Genomic DNA, 21,193 nt, shown 5'->3' with positions numbered 1-21,193 from the left:
CCCCCTGCGGCGTTCCTCGCTCAGGTGGCGATGTCCGGATAGGGCAGCGAGATGTGCTCCATCGCCTTGCCGTAGGCCTTCTGGTACTCCAGCGGCCCGTGGTCGCGCTCGAACATGGCGATGAAGAGCGTGAGCGTGAGGAACGGGTGGGCGCCCATGCCGAACAGCGCGACGTGGTCGTGCTCGCGCAGCGCCCGCCGCTCCTCCTCGGTGAACTCCAGCCAGGTGGTCCGCTCGGCCGGGGTGCAGTTGAGGATCGTGCCGGCCATCTCGGCCTCCCACCACGCGACGGTGCCGGCGGGGTCCTCGCGGTAGCGCTCGACGAGGTCGGGGTCGCGGTCGACGGTGTAGAGGAACTTGTCGAGCAGGTACTTGCTCATCGCGCCGCCTCCCCCGGGACGCCGTCGGGGTACCAGGTGAAGTACGCCTCCATCGTGTGGAACAGGTCGAGGGTGTCGACGTGGTCGGCCTTCTGGCCCTCGCCGGCGACACCCATCATCAGCATGAAGTCCATGAAGCCGTGGGTGGCGTTGCCCGGAGCGTGCAGGGAGTCCAGGCTCACCTCGGCCAGGCAGCCGTCGATGTCGCCGGAGGCGATCCACTCCACGGCCCTGCGGTCGAACTCCGGGTCCGGCCCGTGCTCGCCGAACTGGCGGGGGCCGCCGAGCTCCAGCGACAGGTGGCCGGTGCCGATGATCGCCACCCGCTTGTCGCTCTCCCAGCTCTCGACCATCTCCCGCAGCGCCCGGCCCAGGGCCACGAACCGCCGGGGCTGGGGCAGCGGCGGGGCGAAGATGTTCGTGTAGACCGGCACGATCGGCAGGTCCGCCTGCGGCCGCAGCGTGATGATCGGGCAGGTGATGCTGTGGTCGATCCGCAGCTCGTTGGAGAACGCGAGGTCGAAGTCGCGGTCCAGGCCGTCGCGGAGGATGTGCGCGGCGAGCTCCTCCTCCCCGCGCAGCGTCATCCGCGGCAGGCCGAACTCGCGTTCCTCGTTGTACCAGTTGGCGTCGAAGAAGGGCGCCTTGCCGACGAGGAACTGCGGCATGTTGTCCAGCCACAGCTGGTGGAAGTGGTCGCTGCCGACCATCACCAGGACGTCGGGCTCGGCCCGGGTGAGCGTCTCCCGGAACCGCTCGATCTTGGCCACCCACTCGTCGGCGAACGGCGGGCGGTCCGCGCCGGTCGACGTGCTGGCCCGGTAGTAGAACGGGTGGTGGGTCGACGCGATGACCGCGGCGACTTCAGCCATGACGACCTCCGTCGGGATCGGGGGTGGGGAGCGGCTCGGGCACGTACGGGTCGGGGGCGACCGACCGGTTGTTCAGGTCCACGGACAGGAAGACGTCGTTCGCGACGGGATGCCGCAGCTCCTCGGCCAGCTGGCCGATCAGCCCGGCGGTGCGGGCCAGCAGCGCGAAGCCGCGCAGCAGCTCCAGCGGCAGGCCGAGGTCGGCCAGCGCCGCGCCGCAGACGCCGGCGCCGTTGAGCGGCAGCGTGCGCCCCAGCACCTGCGGGTGCACCCGGCCGATCGCGGCGAACAGCGCCAGGTGCGGGCCGACCAGCCCCTCCTCGGCCGCGATCTCGAACAGCCGCGGGGTGCGCGGGTCGCCCTGCTTGTGCACGTGGTGGCCCAGCCCCGGCACGAACCGCTTCGCCGCCCGCTGCGCCGTGACGGTCTCCAGCGCCAGGGCGTCCCAGCCGGCGTCGTCGGCCGGCAGCGGACCCTCGACCGCGGTCAGGACGTCGTGCAGGAACCGGCCGCAGTCCTCGGTGACGCCGAGGAAGCGCGAGCCGCCGCCCAGCAGGCCCGCGGCCAGCGCGCCCTGGATCGAGTCCGGCGCGGACAGGTAGGTCAGCCGGGTGACGATCGCCGTCGGGGTGAAGCCGTGGTCGGCCAGGGCGGCCAGCACCGCCTCGAACACCCGGGTCTCCCCCGGCGTGGGCCGGCGCTGGGTGGCCAGCCAGAACGCCAGCTCCCCGAAGCCGACGCGGCCCATCACGTCGCGGGCCAGGTCGGTGCCGAGCAGGGTGATCGACTCCAGGCTGGAGGCGCCGAGCGCGGTCTCGTAGACCGGCGGCTGCCCGCCTCCGGCGCCGGCCGGCTCGCTCCCGCGGGACGCTGCGCTCACGCCCGCTCCCCCTCCTCCGGCGCGGCCAGCCAGCGGCGGATCTCCTCGCCGTGCTCGTCGACCCGCGGCGGGGGCAGCCGGTAGGAGGCGGCGGTGTCGGAGAACCGGATGGGGTTGCGGACCGACGGCACGGCGGCGTCCCCCTCTCCCACGGTCACGACCGGCTCGAGGCCGACCTCCTCGGCGAAGGCGACGCCCTGGTCGATCGTGTTGATCGGCCCGCAGGGCACGCCCGCGGCGATGATCTCGCGGAACCAATCCATCTTGGTGCGGGTGCGCAGCCGCTCGACCAGCAGCGGTCGCAGCTCCTCGCGGTTGGCCGTGCGGTCCTCGTTGCGGGCGAAGCGGGGGTCCTCGACCAGGTCGGGCACGCCGAGCACCTCGCACAGCTTCCGGAACTGGCCGTCGTTGCCGGCGGTGACGATCAGGTCGCCGTCGGAGCACGGCAGCGGCTCGTACGGGAACAGGCTGGGGTGGCTGTTGCCCATCCGGAACGGCACGACGCCGCCGGCCACGTAGGCGCTGGTCTGGTTCACCAGCCCGGACAGCGCCGAGGAGAGCAGGTTGACCTCGACGTGCTGGCCCCTCCCGGTCTCGTGCCGCAGGTTCAGCGCGGACAGCACGCCGATCGTGGCGTGCAGCCCGGCCATGACGTCGAAGACGGCGACGCCGGCCCGGTAGGGGTCACCACCCGGGTCGCCGGTCAGGCTCATCAGCCCGCTGATCGCCTGCACGATGAGGTCGTACCCGGGCAGCGACCGGCCGCCGGGGCCGCTGCCGAAGCCGCTGATCGAGGCGTAGACGACCGCGGGGTTGGTGGCCGCCACGCTGTCGTAGTCCAGCCCGAAGCGGGCCAGGCCGCCGGGCTTGAAGTTCTCCACGACGACGTCGGCCCGGCGGGCGAGCTCGCGCGCCGCCGCGGCGTCCCCGGCGTCCTTGAGGTCCAGGGCGACCGACCGCTTGTTGCGGTTGACGCCCAGGTAGTACGTGGCGACGCCGTCGCGGACCGGGGGCTGCCAGGTGCGGGTGTCGTCACCGCCCGGGCTCTCCACCTTGACCACCTCGGCGCCGAGGTCGGCCAGCAGCATCGTGCTGTAGGGGCCGGCGAGGATGCGGGAGAAGTCGGCGACCAGGAGGCCGGAGAGCGGGCCCCGCGGGGCCCCGGGATCGCCCGGCACGGCCTGTCCTGTCGTCATCGCTGTCCGCAACCCCCACCCGCTCGCGACCGGCACGGACAGCCGTCCGCTGACCGGCAGTCTCGGCAGCCCGCCCGCAGGCTGTCAACCGGGACCGGAAGCGCTCCTCGGGCCGCTCGGACGGGTTGACATGTGGGCTCCGTCACGAGCAGGGTGGGCCGCGCCGACCCTGCCGTCCGCTGTGCGGACGCATGTCCGCGGACCTGTCGCCCGCTCGCCGAGGAGAAGACGATGCCCCCCTCCGCTCCCGACTCCCCCGCTCCCGAGGCCGGCCGCCCGCTGGTCCTCCGCGGCGGCACCGTCCTGACGATGGACGGCTCGTGCACCGTGCTGCCCGAGGCCGACGTGCTCGTCGTCGGCGACCGGATCGAGGCCGTCGGGCCCCAGCTGGAGGTGCCCGAGGGCACCCAGGAGATCGACGCCCGCGGCGGCATCGTCATGCCGGGCATGGTCGACACCCACCGGCACATGTGGCAGACGGCGATGCGCGGCTACGGCGCGGACTGGACGCTCACCCAGTACTTCGTCTGGTACTACCTCGAGCACGGCAAGAAGTTCCGCCCGCAGGACATCGCCGCCGGCAACCGGCTGGCCGCCATCGAGAGCCTCGACGCCGGCGTGACCACCACCGTCGACTGGTCGCACAACCTGCAGTCGGTCGACCACGCCGAGGCGGCGCTGGACGCGCTGCGCTCGGTGCCCGGCCGGTTCGTGCTGGCCTACGGCAACATCCAGGCCGGGCCCTGGGAGTGGACCGCCGACCCCGCCGTCCGCTCGTTCCTGGAGCGGCTGCGCGACGAGCGCGACGACATGATGGGCGTGCAGATCGCCTTCGACGTCACCGGCGACCCGGCCTTCCCGGAGAAGGCCGCCTTCGAGGTGGCCCGCGAGCTCGGCCTGCCGGTCACCACCCACGCCGGCGTCTGGGGGGCCACCAGCGACACCGGCATCCAGCAGATGCACGACGCCGGGTTCATGACCCCGGAGACCACCTACGTGCACGCCTCCACGCTGACCCGCGACTCCTACCAGCGGATCGCCGCGACCGGCGGCTCGATCTCGATCGCCACCGAGTCCGAGTGCAGCGCCGGCCAGGGCCACGCCCCCACCGAGCAGGTGCTGCAGTACGGCATCCCGGTGTCGCTGTCGATGGACACCAGCGTGTGGTGGAGCGGCGACATGTTCTCCGCGATGCGCTCGACGCTCAACGTCGACCGCATGTCCGAGCACCTCGAGGCCCACCTCAAGGGCGACACGATCACCCACCTGCGGCTGCGGGCCAAGCAGGTCGTCGAGTGGTGCACCCGGGGCGGCGCGCACACCATCGGCCGCGACGCCGACCTCGGCAGCCTCGAGGCGGGCAAGAAGGCCGACCTCGTGCTGATCAAGAACGAGAACTCGCCGGTGTCCTTCCCGCTGCTCAACCCGCTCGGGCACGTCGCGTTCCAGGCGCAGCGCGGCGACGTCCACACCGTCGTGGTCGACGGCCGGGTGGTGAAGTACGACGGCAGGCTCGTCGGCATCGACCTGGCGGCGGTGCGCACGGAGCTCGAGAACACGATCGACTACCTGAAGTCCGAGATCGGCGAGGACGTCTGGGAGGCCGGGATGTTCCCCGAGGTGCCCGAGGCCGAGGCGGCGATCCTCGACAACCCGTACCAGTACACCGACTTCAAGGACGAGTCGAAGCGGGCCGGCGGCGAGGACCGCGTCCTCGGGCGCTGAGGGGAGGGCCGCGACCAGGGAGGTCACCAGATGGCAGGGCGCGGAGCAGGACCGGACTTCGTGGAGGCGCTGGCGCGCGGCCTCGACGTCCTGGCCTGCTTCGGCGCCGCCCATCCGCGGATGACCCTCAGCGAGGTGGCGGCGGCGGCCGGGCTGGCCCGGCCGACCGCCCGCCGCCTGCTGCTGACCCTCGAGGAGCTCGGCTTCGTCCGCAGCACCGGCGGGGCGTTCGAGCTGACGCCGAAGGTGCTCACCCTCGGCACCGCCTACGTCGGCGCGCTGGGCCTCTGGGACGTCGCCCGGCCGCACCTCGAGGCGCTCGTCGCGCGCACCGGGGAGTCCTCCTCGATGGCCCAGCTGGACGGCGCCGACATCGTCTACGTCGCCCGCGTCTCGGTGCCCAAGCTGATCACCCTGCGGGTGGAGATCGGCACCCGGTTCCCGGCCGCGCAGACCTCGCAGGGGAAGGTGCTGCTGGCCGCGCTGCCGCCCGACGAGCTGGCCGCGGTCCTGGCCCTGCCGAGCCGGGCGGGGCTGCCGCCCTACATCGGCCGCAGCGCCGCGCAGCTGGCCGAGGAGCTGACCACCGTCCGGGCCCGCGGCTGGGCCCTGGCCGACGAGGAGCTCGCGCCCGGGGTGCGCTCGGTCGCGGTGCCCGTCCGCGACGGCAGCGGTACGGTGCGGGCCGCCATGAACGTCACCGTGCACGCCGCCGAGACCTCGACCGAGCGCCTGCTCGGGGAGCACCTGCCGCAGCTGCTGCGGGCCGCCGGCGAGGTGAGCGCCGACTGGGCGCTGTGGCAGTCCCGGCCGCACGTCGAGGTGGCCCGCCCGCCGGCGGCCGGCTCGGCTCCGGCCTGAGCCGGCGGTCGTCGGACATGGGGACGTCGCGGGCGCGCCCGGGCCTGTGCGGCCCGGCGGCCTCCTGGGGTGCCTCGGCCGCCGAGCGCGAGGTGCACCTGCCCTGCGACGACCTGCTGCCCGACGCCCGCCTGGTGCTGCACCGCGCCGTCGACGTCGACGCGGCACCCTCGCTGCTCTACCGGTGGCTGTGCCAGCTGCGCGCCGCCCCCTACTCCTACGACCTGCTCGACAACCTCGGCCGGCGCAGCCCCCAGCGGCTCACGCCGGGCCTGGAGCAGCTCGCCGTCGGCCAGCGGATCCTCACCGTGTTCCGGGTGGCGTCCTTCGTGCGGGGCTCGCACGTCACCGTCGAGCACCGCGGCGTCTTCGGCCGCGTCGCCGCGACCTACCGGGTCACCGGCGAGGGGCTGCGCAGCCGGCTGCTGGTGCGCACCCGCTGGCGCCCGCCGCTGCCGCTGCTGGCCTCCGGCGGCGCGACGCCCTGGGGCTGGGGCGACCTGGTCATGGCGCGGCGCCAGCTGCTCAACCTCAAGGCGCTGGCCGAGCGGGACCAGCGGGAGCTGCCCGGCGCCTGACCAGCTCGGCCACCGCCGCGGCCAGCCGCTCGCGGGCGCCGGCCAGCGACGGGCCGTACCAGGTGAGGTCCCGCCCGGACACCAGCGCCACCGGGAGGTCCGGGAACGCCTCGGGCCCGTCGTCCGCGGTGAAGGCGTAGGGTTCGTCGGGCAGCAGCAGCGCCTGCGGTCCGGCGGCCCGCAGCGCGCCGCGGTCCAGCCGCGGATACCGGTCGGCGGCACCGGCGAACACGTTGACCAGGCCGAGGCGGGCGAGCACGTCGCCGGCGAAGGTGCGCGGGCCGACGACCATCCACGGGTCGCGCCACACCGGGACGGCGATCCGCAGGCCCGACGCCGGGGCCGGCGCCGCCCAGGCCCGGGCGGCCGCGGCGAGCCAGCCGGGCTCGAGCACCCCGAGCACCTCGCCGGTCAGCCGGCGCAGCGCGGCCAGCGCCTGGTCGACCGACTCGACCACGGTCACCCACACGGGGATGCCGGCGGCGCGCAGCCGCTCGACGTCCAGCCGCCGGTTCTCCTCCTGGTTGGCCACCACCAGGTCGGGGGCGAGCGCGGCGATCGCGGCGCGGTCGGGGTTCTTGGTGCCGCGCACGCGGGCCACGTCGAGCCCAGCGGGGTGGGTGCACCAGTCGGTGGCGCCCACCAGCCGCCCGGGCACCGTCGCCGCCAGCGCCTCGGTGAGCGAGGGCACCAGAGAGACGATCCGCCGGGGCGGGCCGGCCAGGGGAACCGGCGTCCCCAGGTCGTCGGTCAGCGGCACGTCAGAAGTCGCCGGCGTCCCGGCGCAGGTCGCGCAGCACGTCGACCAGCGCGGCCATCCGCTCGCCGGTCAGGGCCGGGCTGGTGAAGACCGCGGCGTTGAGCCGCTCGGTGGCCTCGGCGGCCAGGGCGCGGCCGGCCTCGGTGATCTCCACGAGCACGCCCCGGCCGTCGTCCGGGTGCGGACGGCGGCGCACCAGGCCGGCCGCCTCCAGCCGGCTGGCCGCGTTGGTGACGCTGGCCGGGTGCACCTGCAGCCGCGCCCCGGCCTTGGTCATGGGCAGCGCGCCGGTGCGGGTGAACGACAGCAGCATGAGCAGCTCGTACCGGGCGAAGGTCAGCTGCATCGGCCGCAGCACCTCGTCGACCCGGGCCTGCACGATCGCCTGCGCGCGCATGATCGAGGTGACCGAGGCGACGCCCTCGGCGGCCTGCGGCCAGCCGTGCTCGCGCCAGTGGCGGGTGGCCTCCTCGATCGGGTCCAGGGGCAGCGGCGGCGTGCTCACGACCTGCATGGTGCCTCAGACGTTCCTGCGGTACTGCCCACCCACCTCGAAGAAGGCGTCGGAGATCTGCCCGAGCGAGCAGACCCGGACGGCGTCCATCAGCTCGGCGAAGACGTTGCCGCCCTCCATCGCCACCCGCTGCAGCCGGGCCAGCGCCGCCGGAGCCTCGCCGGCGTGCCGGGCGTGGAAGTCGGCCAGCCGGTCCAGCTGGGACCGCTTCTCCGCCTCGGTGGCGCGGGCCAGCTCCACCGGCTGGGGCGGGGCCTGGTCGCGGTGCGGGTCGAGGAAGGTGTTGACGCCGACGATCGGCAGGCTGCCGTCGTGCTTGCGGTGCTCGTAGAGCATCGACTCGTCCTGGATGCGGCCACGCTGGTAGCCGGTCTCCATCGCGCCCAGCACGCCGCCCCGCTCGGCGATCCGGTCGAACTCGGTGAGCACGGCCTCCTCGACCAGGTCGGTGAGCTCGTCGACGATGAAGGAGCCCTGCAGCGGGTTCTCGTTACCCGCCAGGCCCCACTCCTTGTCGATGATCATCTGGATGGCCAGCGCCCGGCGCACGGACTGCTCCGACGGGGTGGTGACCGCCTCGTCGTAGGCGTTGGTGTGCAGGCTGTTGGCGTTGTCGTAGATCGCGCAGAGCGCCTGCAGCGTGGTGCGGATGTCGTTGAAGTCCATCTCCTGCGCGTGCAGCGACCGGCCCGACGTCTGCACGTGGTACTTCAGCTTCTGGGACCGCTCGGAGGCGCCGTAGCGCTCCTTCAGGGCGATCGCCCAGATCCGCCGCGCCACCCGGCCGATCACCGAGTACTCGGCGTCCATGCCGTTGGAGAAGAAGAAGCTCAGGTTGGGCGCGAAGTCGTCGATGTCCATGCCGCGGGCGAGGTAGGACTCCACGTAGGTGAACCCGTTGGACAGCGTGAAGGCCAGCTGGCTGATGGGGTTCGCCCCGGCCTCGGCGATGTGGTAGCCGGAGATCGACACCGAGTAGAAGTTGCGCACCGAGTGGTCGATGAACCACTGCTGGATGTCGGCCATGCACCGCAGCGCGAACTCGGTGGAGAAGATGCAGGTGTTCTGGCCCTGGTCCTCCTTGAGGATGTCGGCCTGCACCGTGCCCCGGACGTTGGCCAGCACCCAGGCGCGGATCTCCTCGGCCTCGCCGGCGTCGGGCTCGCGGCCCTCCTCCTCGCGGAAGCGGGCCAGGCGCTGCTCGATCGCGGTGTTGAGGAACATCGCGAGGATCGCCGGCGCCGGGCCGTTGATCGTCATCGAGACCGACGTGGTCGGGCTGCAGAGGTCGAAGCCCGAGTAGAGCACCTGCATGTCGTCGAGCGTGGCGATCGAGACCCCGGAGGTGCCGACCTTGCCGTAGACGTCCGGCCGCGGGTCGGGGTCGCGGCCGTACAGGGTCACCGAGTCGAACGCCGTGGACAGCCGGGTGGCCTCGCCGCCGGCCGACAGGAGCGTGAACCGCCGGTTGGTGCGGAAGGCGTCGCCCTCGCCGGCGAACATCCGCGCCGGCGCCTCGCCCTCCCGCTTGAACGGGAACACGCCCGCGGTGAACGGGAAGGAGCCGGGCAGGTTCTCCCGGCGGAGGAAGGTCAGCAGCTCGCCCTCGTCCCGGGTGCGGGGCAGCGCCACCCGGCGCACCCGGTTGCCCGACAGGGTCTCGCGGGTGAGCGGCGTGCGGAACTCCCGGCCGCGCACGGTGTAGACCAGCTCGTCGCCGGAGTACTCCTCGACCCGGGCCGGCCACCGCTCCAGCTCGGCCCGCACCTCGGGCAGCAGCTCGCGGTCGGCGGCGGCCTCCAGCTCCCGCACCGCGGCGGCGGCGGGGGCGTCGCCGAGCAGGGCGGCGGTGGTGCGCAGCGCCTGGCGGCGGCGGACGACGTCGGCCTGCTCGGCCGTCGTCCGGTGGTGGCCGCGGACGGCCTCGGCGATCTCGGCCAGGTAGCGGGACCGGGAGGGCGGCAGCACGCCGGTGAGCCCGGTGGAGGCGCGGACGTCGACCCGCGGGAGCACGCCCGCGCCGGCCGGCATCCCCTTCGCGGCGAGCAGCTCGCGCAGGTGCTGGTAGAGCGCGGTGACGCCGTCGTCGTTGAAGCGGGCGGCGCTGGTGCCGAAGACCGGCATCGACTCCCAGGGCTGCCCGAAGGCCTCGCGGTTGCGCACCATCTGCCGGGCGACGTCACGGCGCGCGTCCTCGGCGCCGCGCCGCTCGTACTTGTTGATCGCCACGACGTCGGCGAAGTCGAGCATGTCGATCTTCTCCAGCTGCGACGCGGCACCGAACTCCGGCGTCATCACGTACAGCGCCACGTCGCTGAAGGGCACGATCGCCGCGTCGCCCTGGCCGATGCCCGGCGTCTCGACCACCACCAGGTCGAAGCCGGCGGCCTTGACCGCGCACAGCACGTCGTCGAGGTGCTCGGGCACCTGCGCGCCGGCCGTGCGGGTGGCCAGCGAGCGGAAGAAGGTGTGCGACCCCGACAGGTCGCCGTCCAGGGCGTTCATCCGGATCCGGTCGCCGAGCAGCGCACCCCCGCCCCGGCGGCGGGTCGGGTCGATCGCCAGGACGGCGATCCGCAGCTTGTCCTCCTGGTCCAGCCGCAGCCGGCGCAGCAGCTCGTCGGTGAGCGAGGACTTGCCCGAGCCGCCGGTGCCGGTGATGCCGAGCACCGGGCAGCTGCGCCCGGCCGCGGCGGCGCGGACGCGGGCGGCCAGCTCCGGGTCGCGGCCGGCCTCGAGCACGGTGACCGCGCGGGCGAGGGCACCGAGGTCGCCGGTCAGCAGCGCCTCGACGTCCGGGGACTGGGCGGCGAGGTCGGTGTCGCAGGCGCGGACCAGCTCGTTGATCATCCCGGGCAGGCCCAGCCGCTGGCCGTCCTCCGGGGAGAAGATGCGCACCCCGCGCTCGCGGAGCAGCGCGATCTCCTCGGGGACGATCACGCCTCCGCCACCGCCGAAGACCTGCACGTGCCCCGCCCCGGCCTCGGCCAGCCGCTCGACCAGGTAGCTGAAGTACTCGACGTGGCCGCCCTGGTAGGAGGAGATCGCCACGCCCTGGACGTCCTCCTCCAGCGCGGCGCGCACCACGGCGTCCACGCTGCGGTCGTGGCCGAGGTGCACGACCTCGGCGCCCTGGCTCTGCAGCAGCCGGCGCATCACGTTGATCGCGGCGTCGTGCCCGTCGAAGAGGCTCGCGGCCGTCACGAACCGGACCGGGTGGGTCGGGACGTGCAGCTGGGGGGTGCTGGTCACGGAGGCTCCTCCGGGCAGGGACCGGGGTCGGTGCTTGGACGTCCACAGAACCGTACCGGGTCCTTGGACGTCCGAATACCCCGCGGCCCGCCGGGATGGTGGCGTGGCACACTCGACGGTGGTCCCCGCCACCGGTCCAACCCCCGGCCGACCGGCGGAACGGCGCCTCCCGCGCCGACTGGAGGTCCCCGTGCCCGCCGTCCCGGATCCGTCGCCCTCCACCGCTCCCGCCGGCCACCGCTGGGTGCTGCTCGCCGGGGAGGAGGCCCATGCCGACCTGGTGGGCGACTTCGTCGCCGACGGGCTGCGGGCGGGCGACTGCGTCCTGGTGGCGGGGCTCGGGCACCGGGAGGAGCGGCTGCGCGGCCGGCTGGACGCCGCGGGCGTCGACCACGAGGCGGCGCTGCGGGCGCTGCCGGCCGATCCCGCCGCCCTGCCCGGCGCCGTCGACGACGCCCTGGCCGACGGGTTCCCGGGGGTGCGCGTCACCGGCGCGATCGACGCGCCCGGGCCCAGCCCCTTCGAGCCGGTCGTCGCCGACCTGGTGCACCGGCGACCGGTGTCGGTCCTCTGCCCCTACTTCACCCGGCTGCTCTCCGCGGAGCAGCAGGAGGCACTGGCGGCCGAGCACGACGACCTCGTCGCCGACCCGGCGGAGTACGACGACGGCACGTTCCGGCTGACCCGCGACGCGGGCGCCCTCCGGCTGGCCGGCCGGCTGGACGCGGGCAACACCGAGGCCCAGCGGGCCGTGCTCCGCGCGGCGCTCGGCCCCGGCGGGGGGCTGCTGCCCTGGGACCTCGCCGACCTCCAGGCCGTGGACGCCGACGCCGCCGCCGCGCTGATCACGGCGGCGGCCGGACCGGAGGAGCTGACCCTGCTGCACCCGGGGCGCGACACCGCCGAGCTGCTGCGCGCCCTCGCCGGCTCGCTCGGCGGCCACCCGCTCACCATCCGCGGCGGCTGACCGCCCCGCTTGCGGTTGCGGGGGGACGTCCCAGCGCACACGGTGGCAACGCCCCCCGGCCCGACCGACAGGAGCGGTGATGGCTGCCGAGACCGAGACCCCCCGTTCCGACGCCCCGAAGAAGCGCGACCGCACCCACTGGCTCTACATCGCGGTCATCGCGGCCGTGGTGCTGGGCATCGTCGTCGGCCTGGTGTTCCCCGAGTTCGCCGTCGGCCTCGAGTGGCTCGGGACGGCGTTCGTGGCGCTGATCAAGATGCTGATCTCGCCGGTCATCTTCTGCACGATCGTGCTGGGCATCGGCGCGATCCGGCAGGCGGCGAAGGTCGGCCGGATCGGCGGGCTGGCGCTCGGCTACTTCCTGCTGATGTCGACGATCGCGCTGGCCATCGGCCTGGTCGTCGGGAACGTCCTGCACCCGGGTGAGGGCCTGGAGCTGTCGGAGGACCTGCGCGGGCGGGGTTCGGAGCTGGCCGAGGAGGCGGAGGGCGGCGGCAGCACCGTCGACTTCCTGCTCTCCCTGATCCCCGACACGCTGGTCTCGGCGCTCACCTCGGGCTCGGTGCTGCAGGCGCTGCTGGTCGCCCTGCTGGTCGGCTTCGCCATCCAGGCCCTCGGCCGGTCCGGCGAGCCGCTGCTGCGCGGGGTGGGGCACCTGCAGAAGCTGGTCTTCCGCATCCTGGCGATGATCATGTGGCTGGCGCCGATCGGCGCGTTCGGCGCCATCGCCGCGGTCGTCGGCGAGACCGGCGTCGACGCGCTGAAGAGCCTCGCCGTCATCATGATCGGCTTCTACGTCACCTGCCTGCTGTTCGTGCTGGTCGTGCTCGGCACGATCCTGTGGTTCGTCGCGCGGGTGAACGTGCTGACCCTCCTCAAGTACCTCGGCCGGGAGTTCCTGCTCATCGTCTCGACGTCGTCGTCGGAGACGGCCCTGCCGCGGCTGATCGCCAAGATGGAGCACGCCGGGGTGAGCCGGCCGGTGGCCGGCATCGTGGTGCCGACCGGCTACTCGTTCAACCTCGACGGCACCGCGATCTACCTGACGATGGCCTCGCTGTTCATCGCCGAGGCGCTGGGCGACCCGCTGTCGATCGGCGAGCAGATCGGCCTGCTGGCCTTCATGATCATCGCCTCGAAGGGTGCGGCCGGCGTCACCGGTGCCGGGCTGGCGACGCTGGCCGGCGGGCTCTCCGCGCACCGGCCGGAGCTGCTGGACGGCGTGGGGCTGATCGTCGGCATCGACCGGTTCATGTCCGAGGCGCGGGCGCTGACCAACTTCGCGGGCAACGCGATCGCCACCGTGCTGGTGGCCACCTGGACCCGCGAGCTCGACCGCGACCAGCTCTCGGCCGCCCTGTCCGGGCAGAGCCCGTTCGACGAGGCGACGATGCTCGACGAGCACGGCGACTCCGGGCACGGCGACGGCGACCCCGAGGCCGGCGACAGCCGGCAGGGCGCCGACGAGGCCCTCGCCCGCTCCGCCCCCCGCTGAGCGGAGTGGGGGGGACGCGTTCTCCGCGCCCTCCCACTCCGCTCAGGCGTTCTTGACCGCGGCCGCGGACTGCAGGCCCAGCTCCTCGACCGACACCGCGCGCATCTCGACCTTGCGGATCTTCCCGGTGACGGTCATCGGGAAGGAGTCGACCACCTTCACGTACCGCGGGATCTTGTAGTGGGCAAGCTTGCCGGCGCAGAACCCGCGCAGGGCCTCGGCGGTCAGCGGCTCGGCGCCCTCCCGCAGCCGCACCCAGGCCATGAGCTCCTCGCCGAAGCGCTCGTCGGGGACGCCGATCACCTGGGCGTCGAGCACGTCGGGGTGGGTGTAGAGGAACTCCTCGATCTCCCGCGGGTACACGTTCTCGCCGCCGCGGATGACCATGTCCTTGATCCGGCCGACGATGTTGAGGTAGCCCTCGGCGTCCATCACCGCGAGGTCGCCGGTGTGCATCCAGCGCGCGGCGTCGATGACCTCGGCGGTCTTCTCCGGCTCGTCCCAGTAGCCGAGCATCACCGAGTAGCCACGGGTGCAGAACTCCCCCGGCGTGCCGCGGGGCACGGTCAGCCCGGTCTCGGGGTCGACGACCTTGACCTCCAGGTGCGGGTGCACCTGCCCGACGGTGGAGGTGCGGCGGTCCAGGTCGTCGTCGGCGCCGGTCTGGGTGGACACCGGCGAGGTCTCGGTCATGCCGTAGCAGATGGTCACCTCGGTCATGCCCATCTCGGCGACCACCCGCTTCATCACCTCGACCGGGCACGGGGAGCCGGCCATGATCCCCGTGCGCAGACTGGACAGGTCGTAGTCGGCGAAGTCGGGCAGCGCCAGCTCGGCGATGAACATCGTCGGGACGCCGTAGAGCGAGGTGCACCGCTCCTCCTGCACCGCGCGCAGGGTGAGCGCCGGGTCGAACCCGGGCGCCGGGATGACCATCGTCGCGCCGTGGCTGGTGGCCCCGAGGTTGCCCATGCCCATGCCGAAGCAGTGGTAGAAGGGCACCGGGATGCAGACCCGGTCGGCCTCGGTGTAGCCGCACCCCTCTCCCACGAAGAACCCGTTGTTGAGCAGGTTGTGGTGGGTGAGCGTGGCGCCCTTCGGGAAGCCCGTCGTCCCGGACGTGTACTGGATGTTGATCGGGTCGTCGGCCGACAGCTGCTCCTCCCGGCGGGCCAGCAGCGCGCGGTCGGCGGCCCGGCCGCGGTCCATGAGCGCCGCCCACTCCGCCGAGCCCAGGAAGACGACCTCGCGCAGGTCGGGGCACTCGCCGCGGACCTCGGCCACCATCGCCCGGTAGTCGCTGCCCTTGAACTCCGGGGCGCTCACCAGCACCGAGATGCCGGCCTGGCGCAGCACGTAGGCCAGCTCGTGGGTGCGGTAGGCGGGGTTGATGTTGACCAGGACGGCGCCGAGCTTCGCCGTCCCGTACTGGACGAACACCCACTCGGCGCAGTTGGGCGCCCAGATGCCGACCCGGTCGCCCTTCGCGACCCCGAGGGCGTCCAGGCCGAGCGCGCAGGCGTCGACGTCGGCCACCAGCTGCGGATAGGTCCACCGGCGGCCGGTGGCGCACTCGACCAGCGCCTCGTGGTCGCCCACGCGGGCGGCCGTGCGGTCGAGGTTCGCGCCGATCGTGTCCCCGAGCAGCGGCACCGTCGAGGTCCCGCTGCTGTAGGACGGCACTGCGGGCGCGCTCGTCGTCATGTCCGTCGTCCTCCCGGTCCCGGCCGGCGTCCGCCGGCCCCCTGTGACCGCCCTCACCCTGGCGCAGCGGGGCCGCCGGTGCCAGGCCCGGACGGGGGGTCAGAGGGTGACCAGGCAGCGCTCGGCGCGGGCCCGCCCGCCGGCGGCCACCACCGCGGCGACGGTCTCCTCCCCCGGCTCGCGGTCGACGGCGACCACGTCGTGGCCGCCGCGCCCCAGCCGCACCGCGACGGCCCGGCCGATCGCCCCCGCCGCCCCGGTGACGACGGCGACCGGCCGCCGGGTCACCGCGACCAGTGCCGCAGCGGGGCGCCGGGCACCGGCGAGCGGAAGGTCGGCAGCGAGGTACCGCCGAGGGAGCCGACGTAGACGGTGCGCAGGTCCGGGCCGCCGAAGGTCACCGACGCCATGCGCGGGGCCAGCCCGTCGCCGGGCTTGGCGCCCAGCGAGGTGCCCGCGCCGCTGTCCTCGGGGTCCAGCGCCGCCCTGACCGCGGCGTCGCCGTCCTCCCAGATCGTCAGGACGTCGCCGTCCGGGGTGATCGCGACGAGCTTGTCCCGCCCGATCAGCGTCGTCCACAGGTTGCCGGCGGCGTCGAAGGCGAAGCCGTCCGGGGCGCCGTGCAGCCGGGCCGGGCCGTAGACCTCCCGGTCGGTGAGCCGGCCGTCGTCGGTGACCCGGAAGCGGGTCATGTGGTCCGCACCGGTCTCGGCGACGTAGAGCAGCCGGCCGTCGGGGCTGAACCGCAACTCGTTGGCCCCGCCCAGGTCGGTGGCGACGACCCGGCCGACGGCGGGCGCGCCGGGTGCCCAGTCGTCGATCACGGCGATGTAGCCGTCGGACTCCACCGACTCCCCGCGGTTGCGCCAGGCCTCCGCCGACGCGGTGACCGAGAACCACAGCCGGCCGGCGTCGTCGAGGGCCGGGAAGTTCGCCTTGCCGATCGGCCGCTCGCTGCCGTCGGGCCAGCGGACGGTGTCGGCGACCAGCGACCAGTGCCCGTCGCGGGTGAGGTGCTGGACCAGGTTCGTGCCGAAGTCGGCGATCAGCAGGTCGCCGGCGTCGTCGAAGGCCAGGCCGTTGGGCATCGAGTGCCCGGCGTTGCCGCTGATGTCGGCGCCCTCGTCGGGCGCGAACGGCCCACCGCCGTCGAGCGGGCGCAGCACCTCCTGGCCGCCGTCCGGGTCGATGTGCACCGCGCCGCCGCGCAGGTCGGCGACCCAGAGGTCGCCGGTGGGCAGGGCGAGGACGCACTCGGGCCGGCGCAACCCGGTGCCGGTGAGGGTGATGTCGGCGGGGTCGACCCGGAAGCCGGCCAGCGGGTTGCTCATCGGGCCAGCTCCGCGAAGGTCTCGGCCACCCAGTCGGCGATGAACCGGGTCGCGTTCATCGGGTCGTCGAGGTTGCAGTGCTCGACGCCGCCCTCGCGCTCGGTGAAGACCTTGAGCTCGCGCTTGGGGCTGCGGACCGCCTGCTCGTAGGAGCGGTGCGCGTACTCGACCGGGATCTGCCGGTCGTGCGCCCCGTGCACCACGAGGTAGGGCACGGCGATCCGGTCGACCACGCCGGTCAGCGTGATCCGGTCCCACAGCTTCTCGAAGTCGTCCATCGAGGACTGGCCCCACACCCACAGGGCGTGCTCCCAGTAGTGCGGCACGGGGTTCTCCCCCTCGCGCTGCAGCCGGCGGCGCTGCACCTCGCCCCACTCGTGGTTGGCGCCCCAGGAGACGCAGAGCGCGAAGCGGTCCTCGAACGCCGCGGCGCGGGGTGCGTAGAAGCCCCCGAGCGAGACGCCGAGGACGCCGATCCGGTCCGGGTCGACGTCGCCGCGGGCGGTGAGGAAGTCGATGCAGGCCGCGCCGTACTGCTCGGTCTCCACGACCGCGGGCAGGTCGCGCAGCCGCAGCGCGCCGCCGGTGCCCGGCTGGTCGACGAAGAGGGTCGAGACGCCGCGGCGGCCGAGCTCCTGCGCCAGCCCGGAGCCCAGCAGCTGCTCCTTGAAGCTGTCGAACCCGTTCCAGACCACCAGGCACGGCGCCGGGCGGTCGCCGGCGCCCGGCGCCGGCACGAAGTCGGCCGGCAGCGAGGTGCCGGCGTAGGGCACCTCGACGATCTCGACCGGATCGCGGGCCAGCCGCATGGCGCGGTGCTGCAGCGCGAGCGCCCGCTCGTAGTGCGCACGCCGGCCGGGGGCCGAGACGCTCTGCATGCGGTCGGCGTTGATCAGGTAGAGCGCCGCGCGGCGGTACTTCTCCCCCGCCGACAGCTCGCGGCCGGCCGCCTCGTCCTCCTCGGCGAGGCCGACCAGCCGGTCGGCGACGGCCTGCCAGGCGGTGAAGAACTCGGCGGTGCCGGCGTCGGCGCCCTGCGCGGCGGCCTCGCGGATCGGCCGGCAGGCCTCGTCGATCTCCGCCAGCGCCCCGCCGTTGTGCAGCGTGGCGACGACGGCCAGGTTCCAGACGTAGTTGCCCGGGAAGTACTCGAACACCGGTGGAAGTCCTCTCGCCGGCGCCGGTCAGGCGCCGATCCAGGTGGTGCGGACGTTGGTGAACTCGCGGATGCCCTCCTCCGACAGCTCCCGGCCGTAGCCGCTGCGGCGGGTCCCGCCGAAGGGCAACCGGGCGTCGGAGGCGACGACCGCGTTGACGAAGAGGGCACCGGAGGTGATCCGGCGGCCCACCGCCAGCGCCCGGTCGACATCGGCCGACCACACGCTGGCGCCCAGGCCGAACGCGGTGTCGTCGGCCAGCCGGGCGGCCGCGTCGTCGTCGGCGGCACGGACGACGGCGGCGACCGGGCCGAAGGTCTCCTCGCGGAAGACCGGCATCTGCGGGGTGACGTCGGCCAGCACGGTGGGCGCGTAGAACGCGCCGTCGCCGGCCAGCCGCTTGCCGCCGGTGAGCACGGTGGCACCGGCGGCGACGGACTCGTCGACCAGCCGGGCCACGGCGTCGACCTGCTCCGTGCGCGCCAGCGGGCCCACCTGGGTGGCCGGGTCGGCCGGGTCGCCGACCTGCAGCCGGCCGACGGCGTCGGCGAAGCGGTGGGTGAACTCGTCGGCGACGGCCTCGGCGACCACGAACCGCTTGGCGGCCAGGCAGCTCTGCCCGCTGTTCAGGAAGCGCGACCGCACGGCGCCGGCGACCGCGGCGTCCAGGTCCGCGTCGGCGAGGACGACGAAGGGGTCGGAACCGCCCAGCTCGAGCACCGACTTCTTCAGCGCGCCGGCGGCCACCGCCGCCACCGCCTGGCCGGCCCGCTCGCTGCCGGTGAGGGTGACCGCGGCGATCCGCGGGTCCTCGACCAGCCCGGCGGTGACGCCGGCGACCTCGGCCTCGTCGACCAGCAGGGTGGTGAACAGCGCCGCGGGGGCACCGACGGCGGCCGCCGCGGCCCGGACGACCTCCTCGGCGGCCAGCGCGCAGCCGGTGACCGAGGGCGCGTGCTTGAGCAGCGCGGTGTTGCCGGCGGCCAGCGCGGGGGCGGCGAAGCGGACCACCTGCCAGAGCGGGAAGTTCCAGGGCATGACGGCCAAGACCACGCCCAGCGGCTCGTAGCCGACCCAGCTGCGGGCGGCCGGCGTCTCCACCACGCGGTCGGCGAGGAAGCCCGGCGCGTGCTCGGCGTAGAACCGCGTCGTCCACGCGCACTTGTCGACCTCGGCGAGCGCCTCGGTGACCGGCTTGCCCATCTCGCCGGTCATCAGCGCGGCGAGCGCCTCGCGGCGGGCGGTGAGCCCGTCGGCGAGCGCCTCGAGCAGCGCGGTGCGCTGCGGCCACCCGCTGGTGCGCCACACGGCGGCGGCCGCGGCCGCCGCGTCGACGGCCGCCTCGAGCTGCTCGGGGGTGTGGGTGGTCCAGCTGCCGAGCACCCGGCCGGTCGCCGGGGAGGTGCTGGTGAGGGTGCCCACGTCAGGCCTCCGCGAGAGGTGCGGCCGGCGCGGCCCCGCGCACGGCGTCGGACAGGAACTTGACGCCGGCCTGGTTGGTCTGGCCGCCGTCCACGACGATCTCGGCGCCGGTGACGTACCGGGACTCCTCGCCGACCAGGTAGACGACCAGCGCGGCGACGTCCTCGGGGCGGCCGAGGATGCCCAGCGGGTTGGCCTCGACGCTGGCCTGGCGGAAGGTGGCCGGCGCGTTGGCCACCATCGGCGTCTCGATGTAGCCCGGGTGCACCAGGTTCGAGCGGATACCCAGCGGGCCCAGCTCCAGGCTGGCCACCTTGGCCAGGCCGCGCACCGCCCACTTCGAGGCGGTGTAGGCCACGGTGTAGTGCGGGGTCAGCGCCGCGGCGCTGCCGATGGTGACGATCGACGCGCCCGGGGGCATGAGCGGCACCAGCGCCTGCATGGCCAGCAGCGGGCCGGTGGTGTTGACCCGGAACATGCGCTCCCAGTCGGCCAGCTCGACCTCGAGCAGCCGCGCGCGGTGGGTCGCCCCGGCGTTGTTGACCAGGCCGTGCACCGCGCCGTACCGCCCGCGCAGCTCGGCGGCGAGCGCCGCCCAGCCGGCCGGGTCGGTGACGTCGAGCTGCCGGTAGACGATCGCCTCCCCGGCGCCGTCGAGCTCGCCGGCGGCGACCTCCTCCGGCGCGACGACGTCCGTGGCCACCACGGTGGCGCCCTCGGCGGCCAGCGCGCGGGCCTCGGCCGCGCCCTGGCCGCGGGCGGCGCCGGTCACGACGACGACCCGCCCGGCGACCCGGCCGCTCACGCCGGCGCCCCGGTGGCCGCGCGGAGCGCGGCCAGCGGCGTGGCCCGCGGGACCGGCGCGCGCTCGGGCGCGGCGGCGATCACGAGGTTGGCGATCGTGCCCAGCCGGTCGACCTCCAGCCGCACCTCGTCGCCGGGCTGCAGCGGGCGGGGCTCCTGCCGGCCGGTCCGGCCCCAGCGCTCGCCGAGCGATCCGCCCGAGCAGGTGCCGGAGGCGATCAGGTCGCCGGCGCGCACCCAGGCGCCGCGGGAGGTGTAGCTGATCAGCTCCTCGAACGACCAGCCCATGTGGGCGAGGGTGTCCTGGCCGAAGACCTCCCCGTTGACGTACGCGGTCATGGTGAGGTCCAGCCGGTCGCCCACCCGCGCGGGCTCCAGCTCGTCGGGGGTGACCAGCCAGGGCCCCACCGTCGTGGCGAAGTCCTTGCTCTTGGCCGGGCCCAGGCCGCTGCCCATCTCGTGCTTCTGGATGTCGCGGGCCGACCAGTCGTTGACGACGACGTAGCCGGCGATGTGCCCGCGTGCCTCCTCCGGTGTGAGGTCGCGGCCGTCGCGGCCGATCACGACGCCGACCTCGAGCTCGAAGTCCAGCGCCTGCGAGCCCGGCGGAGCGGCCACCGGCTCGCCGGTGCCGATGACGGAGTGCGGGCTGCCGTACAGGTAGGTCGGCTGCTGCGCCCAGGAGGCCATGGCCGCCTCGGCGCCGCCGGTCATCCCCTGGACGTGGGACTCGAACGCCACGAAGTCGCGGAAGCTGGCCGGCCGGACGGGCGCGAGCACCCGCGCGCCGGTCAGCGCGACGCGCTCCGCGTCCGCCCCCGGCTCGCGCCGGGCGACCGCCGCCTCGAGCAGGTCGGTGCCCTCCGGGAACAGCCGCACCGACGCCGGCTCGTAGGCCGCGGCCACCGCCTCGGCCGGGCTCGCCCCCCGGGCGGGATCGACGGTGAGGACGCCGACCCGTTCCCGGCCGTCGACCTCGATCCGCGCGTAGCGCATCAGACGTCCAGGACCGTGGTGAAGACCCGCTCCCGGTTGGCCAGGACGGGGATCGCCGAGCCGAGCGCCCACTGCTCGAAGTGCGGGTAGGTGCCGTGGGCCTTGAACGCGGCCTCGTCGTCGTAGACCTCGAAGATCTTGAAGACGGCGGGCTGCTCGGGGTCCTGGTGCACCACGTAGGTCTGGCAGCCGGGCTCGTCGCGGGAGGCGGGGGCGAGGTGCGTGAGCGCCTCGCGGACGACGCCCTCCTTGCCGGGCTGGGCGGTCCAGGTGGCGGAGCAGACGAAGGCCATGGGATG

At 74.3% G+C, this 21,193-nt stretch carries 20 protein-coding genes; 5 read left to right on the top strand and 15 right to left on the bottom strand.

Features of this window, described 5'->3' with window-relative positions:
* Nucleotides 1–20: 20 nt before the first annotated feature.
* From ACI79R_RS07580 to ACI79R_RS07565, 4 genes are read right to left on the bottom strand one after another with little or no spacing between them, the layout of a single operon-like run.
* Nucleotides 21–380, bottom strand: a complete 360-nt coding sequence (locus ACI79R_RS07580; RefSeq protein WP_456572984.1) for a hypothetical protein — start codon at nucleotides 378–380, stop codon at nucleotides 21–23.
* Complete coding sequence (locus ACI79R_RS07575; protein ID WP_456572983.1) at nucleotides 377–1,252, bottom strand: DODA-type extradiol aromatic ring-opening family dioxygenase; 876 nt, start codon at nucleotides 1,250–1,252, stop codon at nucleotides 377–379. Before ACI79R_RS07575 ends, ACI79R_RS07580 begins: the two co-directional genes overlap by 4 nt.
* Nucleotides 1,245–2,132, bottom strand: a complete 888-nt coding sequence (locus ACI79R_RS07570) for a citryl-CoA lyase (protein WP_456572982.1) — start codon at nucleotides 2,130–2,132, stop codon at nucleotides 1,245–1,247. Before ACI79R_RS07570 ends, ACI79R_RS07575 begins: the two co-directional genes overlap by 8 nt.
* Nucleotides 2,129–3,328: a CaiB/BaiF CoA transferase family protein gene (locus tag ACI79R_RS07565; protein ID WP_456572981.1), complete on the bottom strand. Its 1,200-nt coding sequence runs from the start codon at nucleotides 3,326–3,328 to the stop codon at nucleotides 2,129–2,131. Before ACI79R_RS07565 ends, ACI79R_RS07570 begins: the two co-directional genes overlap by 4 nt.
* Before the next feature lie 231 nt (nucleotides 3,329–3,559).
* Here ACI79R_RS07565 and ACI79R_RS07560 point away from each other — a divergent pair, with 231 nt between their 5' ends.
* The 3 genes from ACI79R_RS07560 to ACI79R_RS07550 are packed head-to-tail and all read left to right on the top strand — an operon-like array spanning nucleotide 3,560 to nucleotide 6,492.
* Nucleotides 3,560–5,053, top strand: a complete 1,494-nt coding sequence (locus tag ACI79R_RS07560; protein WP_456572980.1) for an amidohydrolase family protein — start codon at nucleotides 3,560–3,562, stop codon at nucleotides 5,051–5,053.
* A 30-nt stretch (nucleotides 5,054–5,083) separates the two neighbouring features.
* Entirely contained in the window at nucleotides 5,084–5,914 is an 831-nt protein-coding gene (locus ACI79R_RS07555) for an IclR family transcriptional regulator domain-containing protein (protein ID WP_456572979.1), read from the top strand.
* Nucleotides 5,915–5,931: 17 nt separating this feature from the next.
* Nucleotides 5,932–6,492, top strand: coding sequence for a hypothetical protein (locus ACI79R_RS07550; protein WP_456572978.1), 561 nt, complete (start codon nucleotides 5,932–5,934; stop codon nucleotides 6,490–6,492).
* Here ACI79R_RS07550 and ACI79R_RS07545 read toward each other — a convergent pair.
* From ACI79R_RS07545 to icmF, 3 genes are read right to left on the bottom strand one after another with little or no spacing between them, the layout of a single operon-like run.
* Nucleotides 6,446–7,252: a helical backbone metal receptor gene (locus ACI79R_RS07545; RefSeq protein ID WP_456572977.1), complete on the bottom strand. Its 807-nt coding sequence runs from the start codon at nucleotides 7,250–7,252 to the stop codon at nucleotides 6,446–6,448. The genes ACI79R_RS07550 and ACI79R_RS07545 overlap by 47 nt on opposite strands.
* A 1-nt stretch (nucleotide 7,253) precedes the next feature.
* Nucleotides 7,254–7,757, bottom strand: coding sequence for a MarR family winged helix-turn-helix transcriptional regulator (locus ACI79R_RS07540; protein ID WP_456572976.1), 504 nt, complete (start codon nucleotides 7,755–7,757; stop codon nucleotides 7,254–7,256).
* A gap of 15 nt (nucleotides 7,758–7,772) precedes the next feature.
* Nucleotides 7,773–11,018: a fused isobutyryl-CoA mutase/GTPase IcmF gene (icmF, locus tag ACI79R_RS07535; protein WP_456572975.1), complete on the bottom strand. Its 3,246-nt coding sequence runs from the start codon at nucleotides 11,016–11,018 to the stop codon at nucleotides 7,773–7,775.
* A 190-nt stretch (nucleotides 11,019–11,208) separates the two neighbouring features.
* Between icmF and ACI79R_RS07530 the strand changes: the two genes are divergently transcribed.
* Nucleotides 11,209–11,985 carry an MEDS domain-containing protein gene (locus tag ACI79R_RS07530; protein WP_456572974.1) on the top strand — a complete coding sequence of 259 codons (777 nt, stop codon included), beginning with the start codon at nucleotides 11,209–11,211 and terminating at the stop codon, nucleotides 11,983–11,985.
* A gap of 79 nt (nucleotides 11,986–12,064) precedes the next feature.
* Nucleotides 12,065–13,480, top strand: a complete 1,416-nt coding sequence (locus tag ACI79R_RS07525) for a cation:dicarboxylate symporter family transporter (RefSeq protein WP_456572973.1) — start codon at nucleotides 12,065–12,067, stop codon at nucleotides 13,478–13,480.
* A 42-nt stretch (nucleotides 13,481–13,522) separates the two neighbouring features.
* On the opposite strand, the gene ACI79R_RS07520 is transcribed toward ACI79R_RS07525, so the two are convergent.
* The 8 genes from ACI79R_RS07520 to ACI79R_RS07485 form a co-directional block, all read right to left on the bottom strand.
* Nucleotides 13,523–15,184 (bottom strand): AMP-binding protein, encoded by a 1,662-nt coding sequence (locus ACI79R_RS07520; RefSeq protein ID WP_456572972.1) that lies wholly within the window; start codon nucleotides 15,182–15,184, stop codon nucleotides 13,523–13,525.
* 99 nt (nucleotides 15,185–15,283) lie between these two features.
* Complete coding sequence (locus ACI79R_RS07515; RefSeq protein WP_456572971.1) at nucleotides 15,284–15,472, bottom strand: SDR family NAD(P)-dependent oxidoreductase; 189 nt, start codon at nucleotides 15,470–15,472, stop codon at nucleotides 15,284–15,286.
* Nucleotides 15,469–16,515, bottom strand: coding sequence for an SMP-30/gluconolactonase/LRE family protein (locus tag ACI79R_RS07510; RefSeq protein WP_456572970.1), 1,047 nt, complete (start codon nucleotides 16,513–16,515; stop codon nucleotides 15,469–15,471). Before ACI79R_RS07510 ends, ACI79R_RS07515 begins: the two co-directional genes overlap by 4 nt.
* Complete coding sequence (locus tag ACI79R_RS07505; protein ID WP_456572969.1) at nucleotides 16,512–17,672, bottom strand: alpha/beta hydrolase family protein; 1,161 nt, start codon at nucleotides 17,670–17,672, stop codon at nucleotides 16,512–16,514. The genes ACI79R_RS07510 and ACI79R_RS07505 overlap by 4 nt, the downstream gene beginning before the upstream one ends.
* A gap of 27 nt (nucleotides 17,673–17,699) precedes the next feature.
* Nucleotides 17,700–19,094, bottom strand: coding sequence for an aldehyde dehydrogenase family protein (locus tag ACI79R_RS07500; RefSeq protein WP_456572968.1), 1,395 nt, complete (start codon nucleotides 19,092–19,094; stop codon nucleotides 17,700–17,702).
* Between the two features lies 1 nt (nucleotide 19,095).
* Nucleotides 19,096–19,899 carry an SDR family NAD(P)-dependent oxidoreductase gene (locus tag ACI79R_RS07495; protein WP_456572967.1) on the bottom strand — a complete coding sequence of 268 codons (804 nt, stop codon included), beginning with the start codon at nucleotides 19,897–19,899 and terminating at the stop codon, nucleotides 19,096–19,098.
* Nucleotides 19,896–20,894, bottom strand: a complete 999-nt coding sequence (locus tag ACI79R_RS07490; protein WP_456572966.1) for a fumarylacetoacetate hydrolase family protein — start codon at nucleotides 20,892–20,894, stop codon at nucleotides 19,896–19,898. The genes ACI79R_RS07495 and ACI79R_RS07490 overlap by 4 nt, the downstream gene beginning before the upstream one ends.
* Entirely contained in the window at nucleotides 20,894–21,187 is a 294-nt protein-coding gene (locus ACI79R_RS07485) for a putative quinol monooxygenase (RefSeq protein ID WP_456572965.1), read from the bottom strand. The genes ACI79R_RS07490 and ACI79R_RS07485 overlap by 1 nt, the downstream gene beginning before the upstream one ends.
* Nucleotides 21,188–21,193: the final 6 nt, after the last annotated feature.

Source organism: Blastococcus sp. SYSU D00820 (assembly GCF_054050695.1).
The sequence above is the reverse complement of the archived record's forward strand: the minus strand, read 5'-3'. Positions and strand labels throughout refer to the sequence as shown.

What these genes read in the sequence shown, in the direction of transcription:
- ACI79R_RS07555 (WP_456572979.1), top strand. Translation starts at nt 5,084, where the DNA reads ATGGCAGGGCGCGGAGCAGGACCGGACTTCGTGGAGGCGCTGGCGCGC.
- ACI79R_RS07565 (WP_456572981.1), bottom strand. Translation starts at nt 3,328, where the DNA reads ATGACGACAGGACAGGCCGTGCCGGGCGATCCCGGGGCCCCGCGGGGC.
- ACI79R_RS07490 (WP_456572966.1), bottom strand. Translation starts at nt 20,894, where the DNA reads ATGCGCTACGCGCGGATCGAGGTCGACGGCCGGGAACGGGTCGGCGTC.
- ACI79R_RS07575 (WP_456572983.1), bottom strand. Translation starts at nt 1,252, where the DNA reads ATGGCTGAAGTCGCCGCGGTCATCGCGTCGACCCACCACCCGTTCTAC.
- ACI79R_RS07525 (WP_456572973.1), top strand. Translation starts at nt 12,065, where the DNA reads ATGGCTGCCGAGACCGAGACCCCCCGTTCCGACGCCCCGAAGAAGCGC.
- ACI79R_RS07560 (WP_456572980.1), top strand. Translation starts at nt 3,560, where the DNA reads ATGCCCCCCTCCGCTCCCGACTCCCCCGCTCCCGAGGCCGGCCGCCCG.
- ACI79R_RS07520 (WP_456572972.1), bottom strand. Translation starts at nt 15,184, where the DNA reads ATGACGACGAGCGCGCCCGCAGTGCCGTCCTACAGCAGCGGGACCTCG.
- ACI79R_RS07485 (WP_456572965.1), bottom strand. Translation starts at nt 21,187, where the DNA reads ATGGCCTTCGTCTGCTCCGCCACCTGGACCGCCCAGCCCGGCAAGGAG.
- ACI79R_RS07580 (WP_456572984.1), bottom strand. Translation starts at nt 380, where the DNA reads ATGAGCAAGTACCTGCTCGACAAGTTCCTCTACACCGTCGACCGCGAC.
- ACI79R_RS07550 (WP_456572978.1), top strand. Translation starts at nt 5,932, where the DNA reads ATGGGGACGTCGCGGGCGCGCCCGGGCCTGTGCGGCCCGGCGGCCTCC.
- ACI79R_RS07510 (WP_456572970.1), bottom strand. Translation starts at nt 16,515, where the DNA reads ATGAGCAACCCGCTGGCCGGCTTCCGGGTCGACCCCGCCGACATCACC.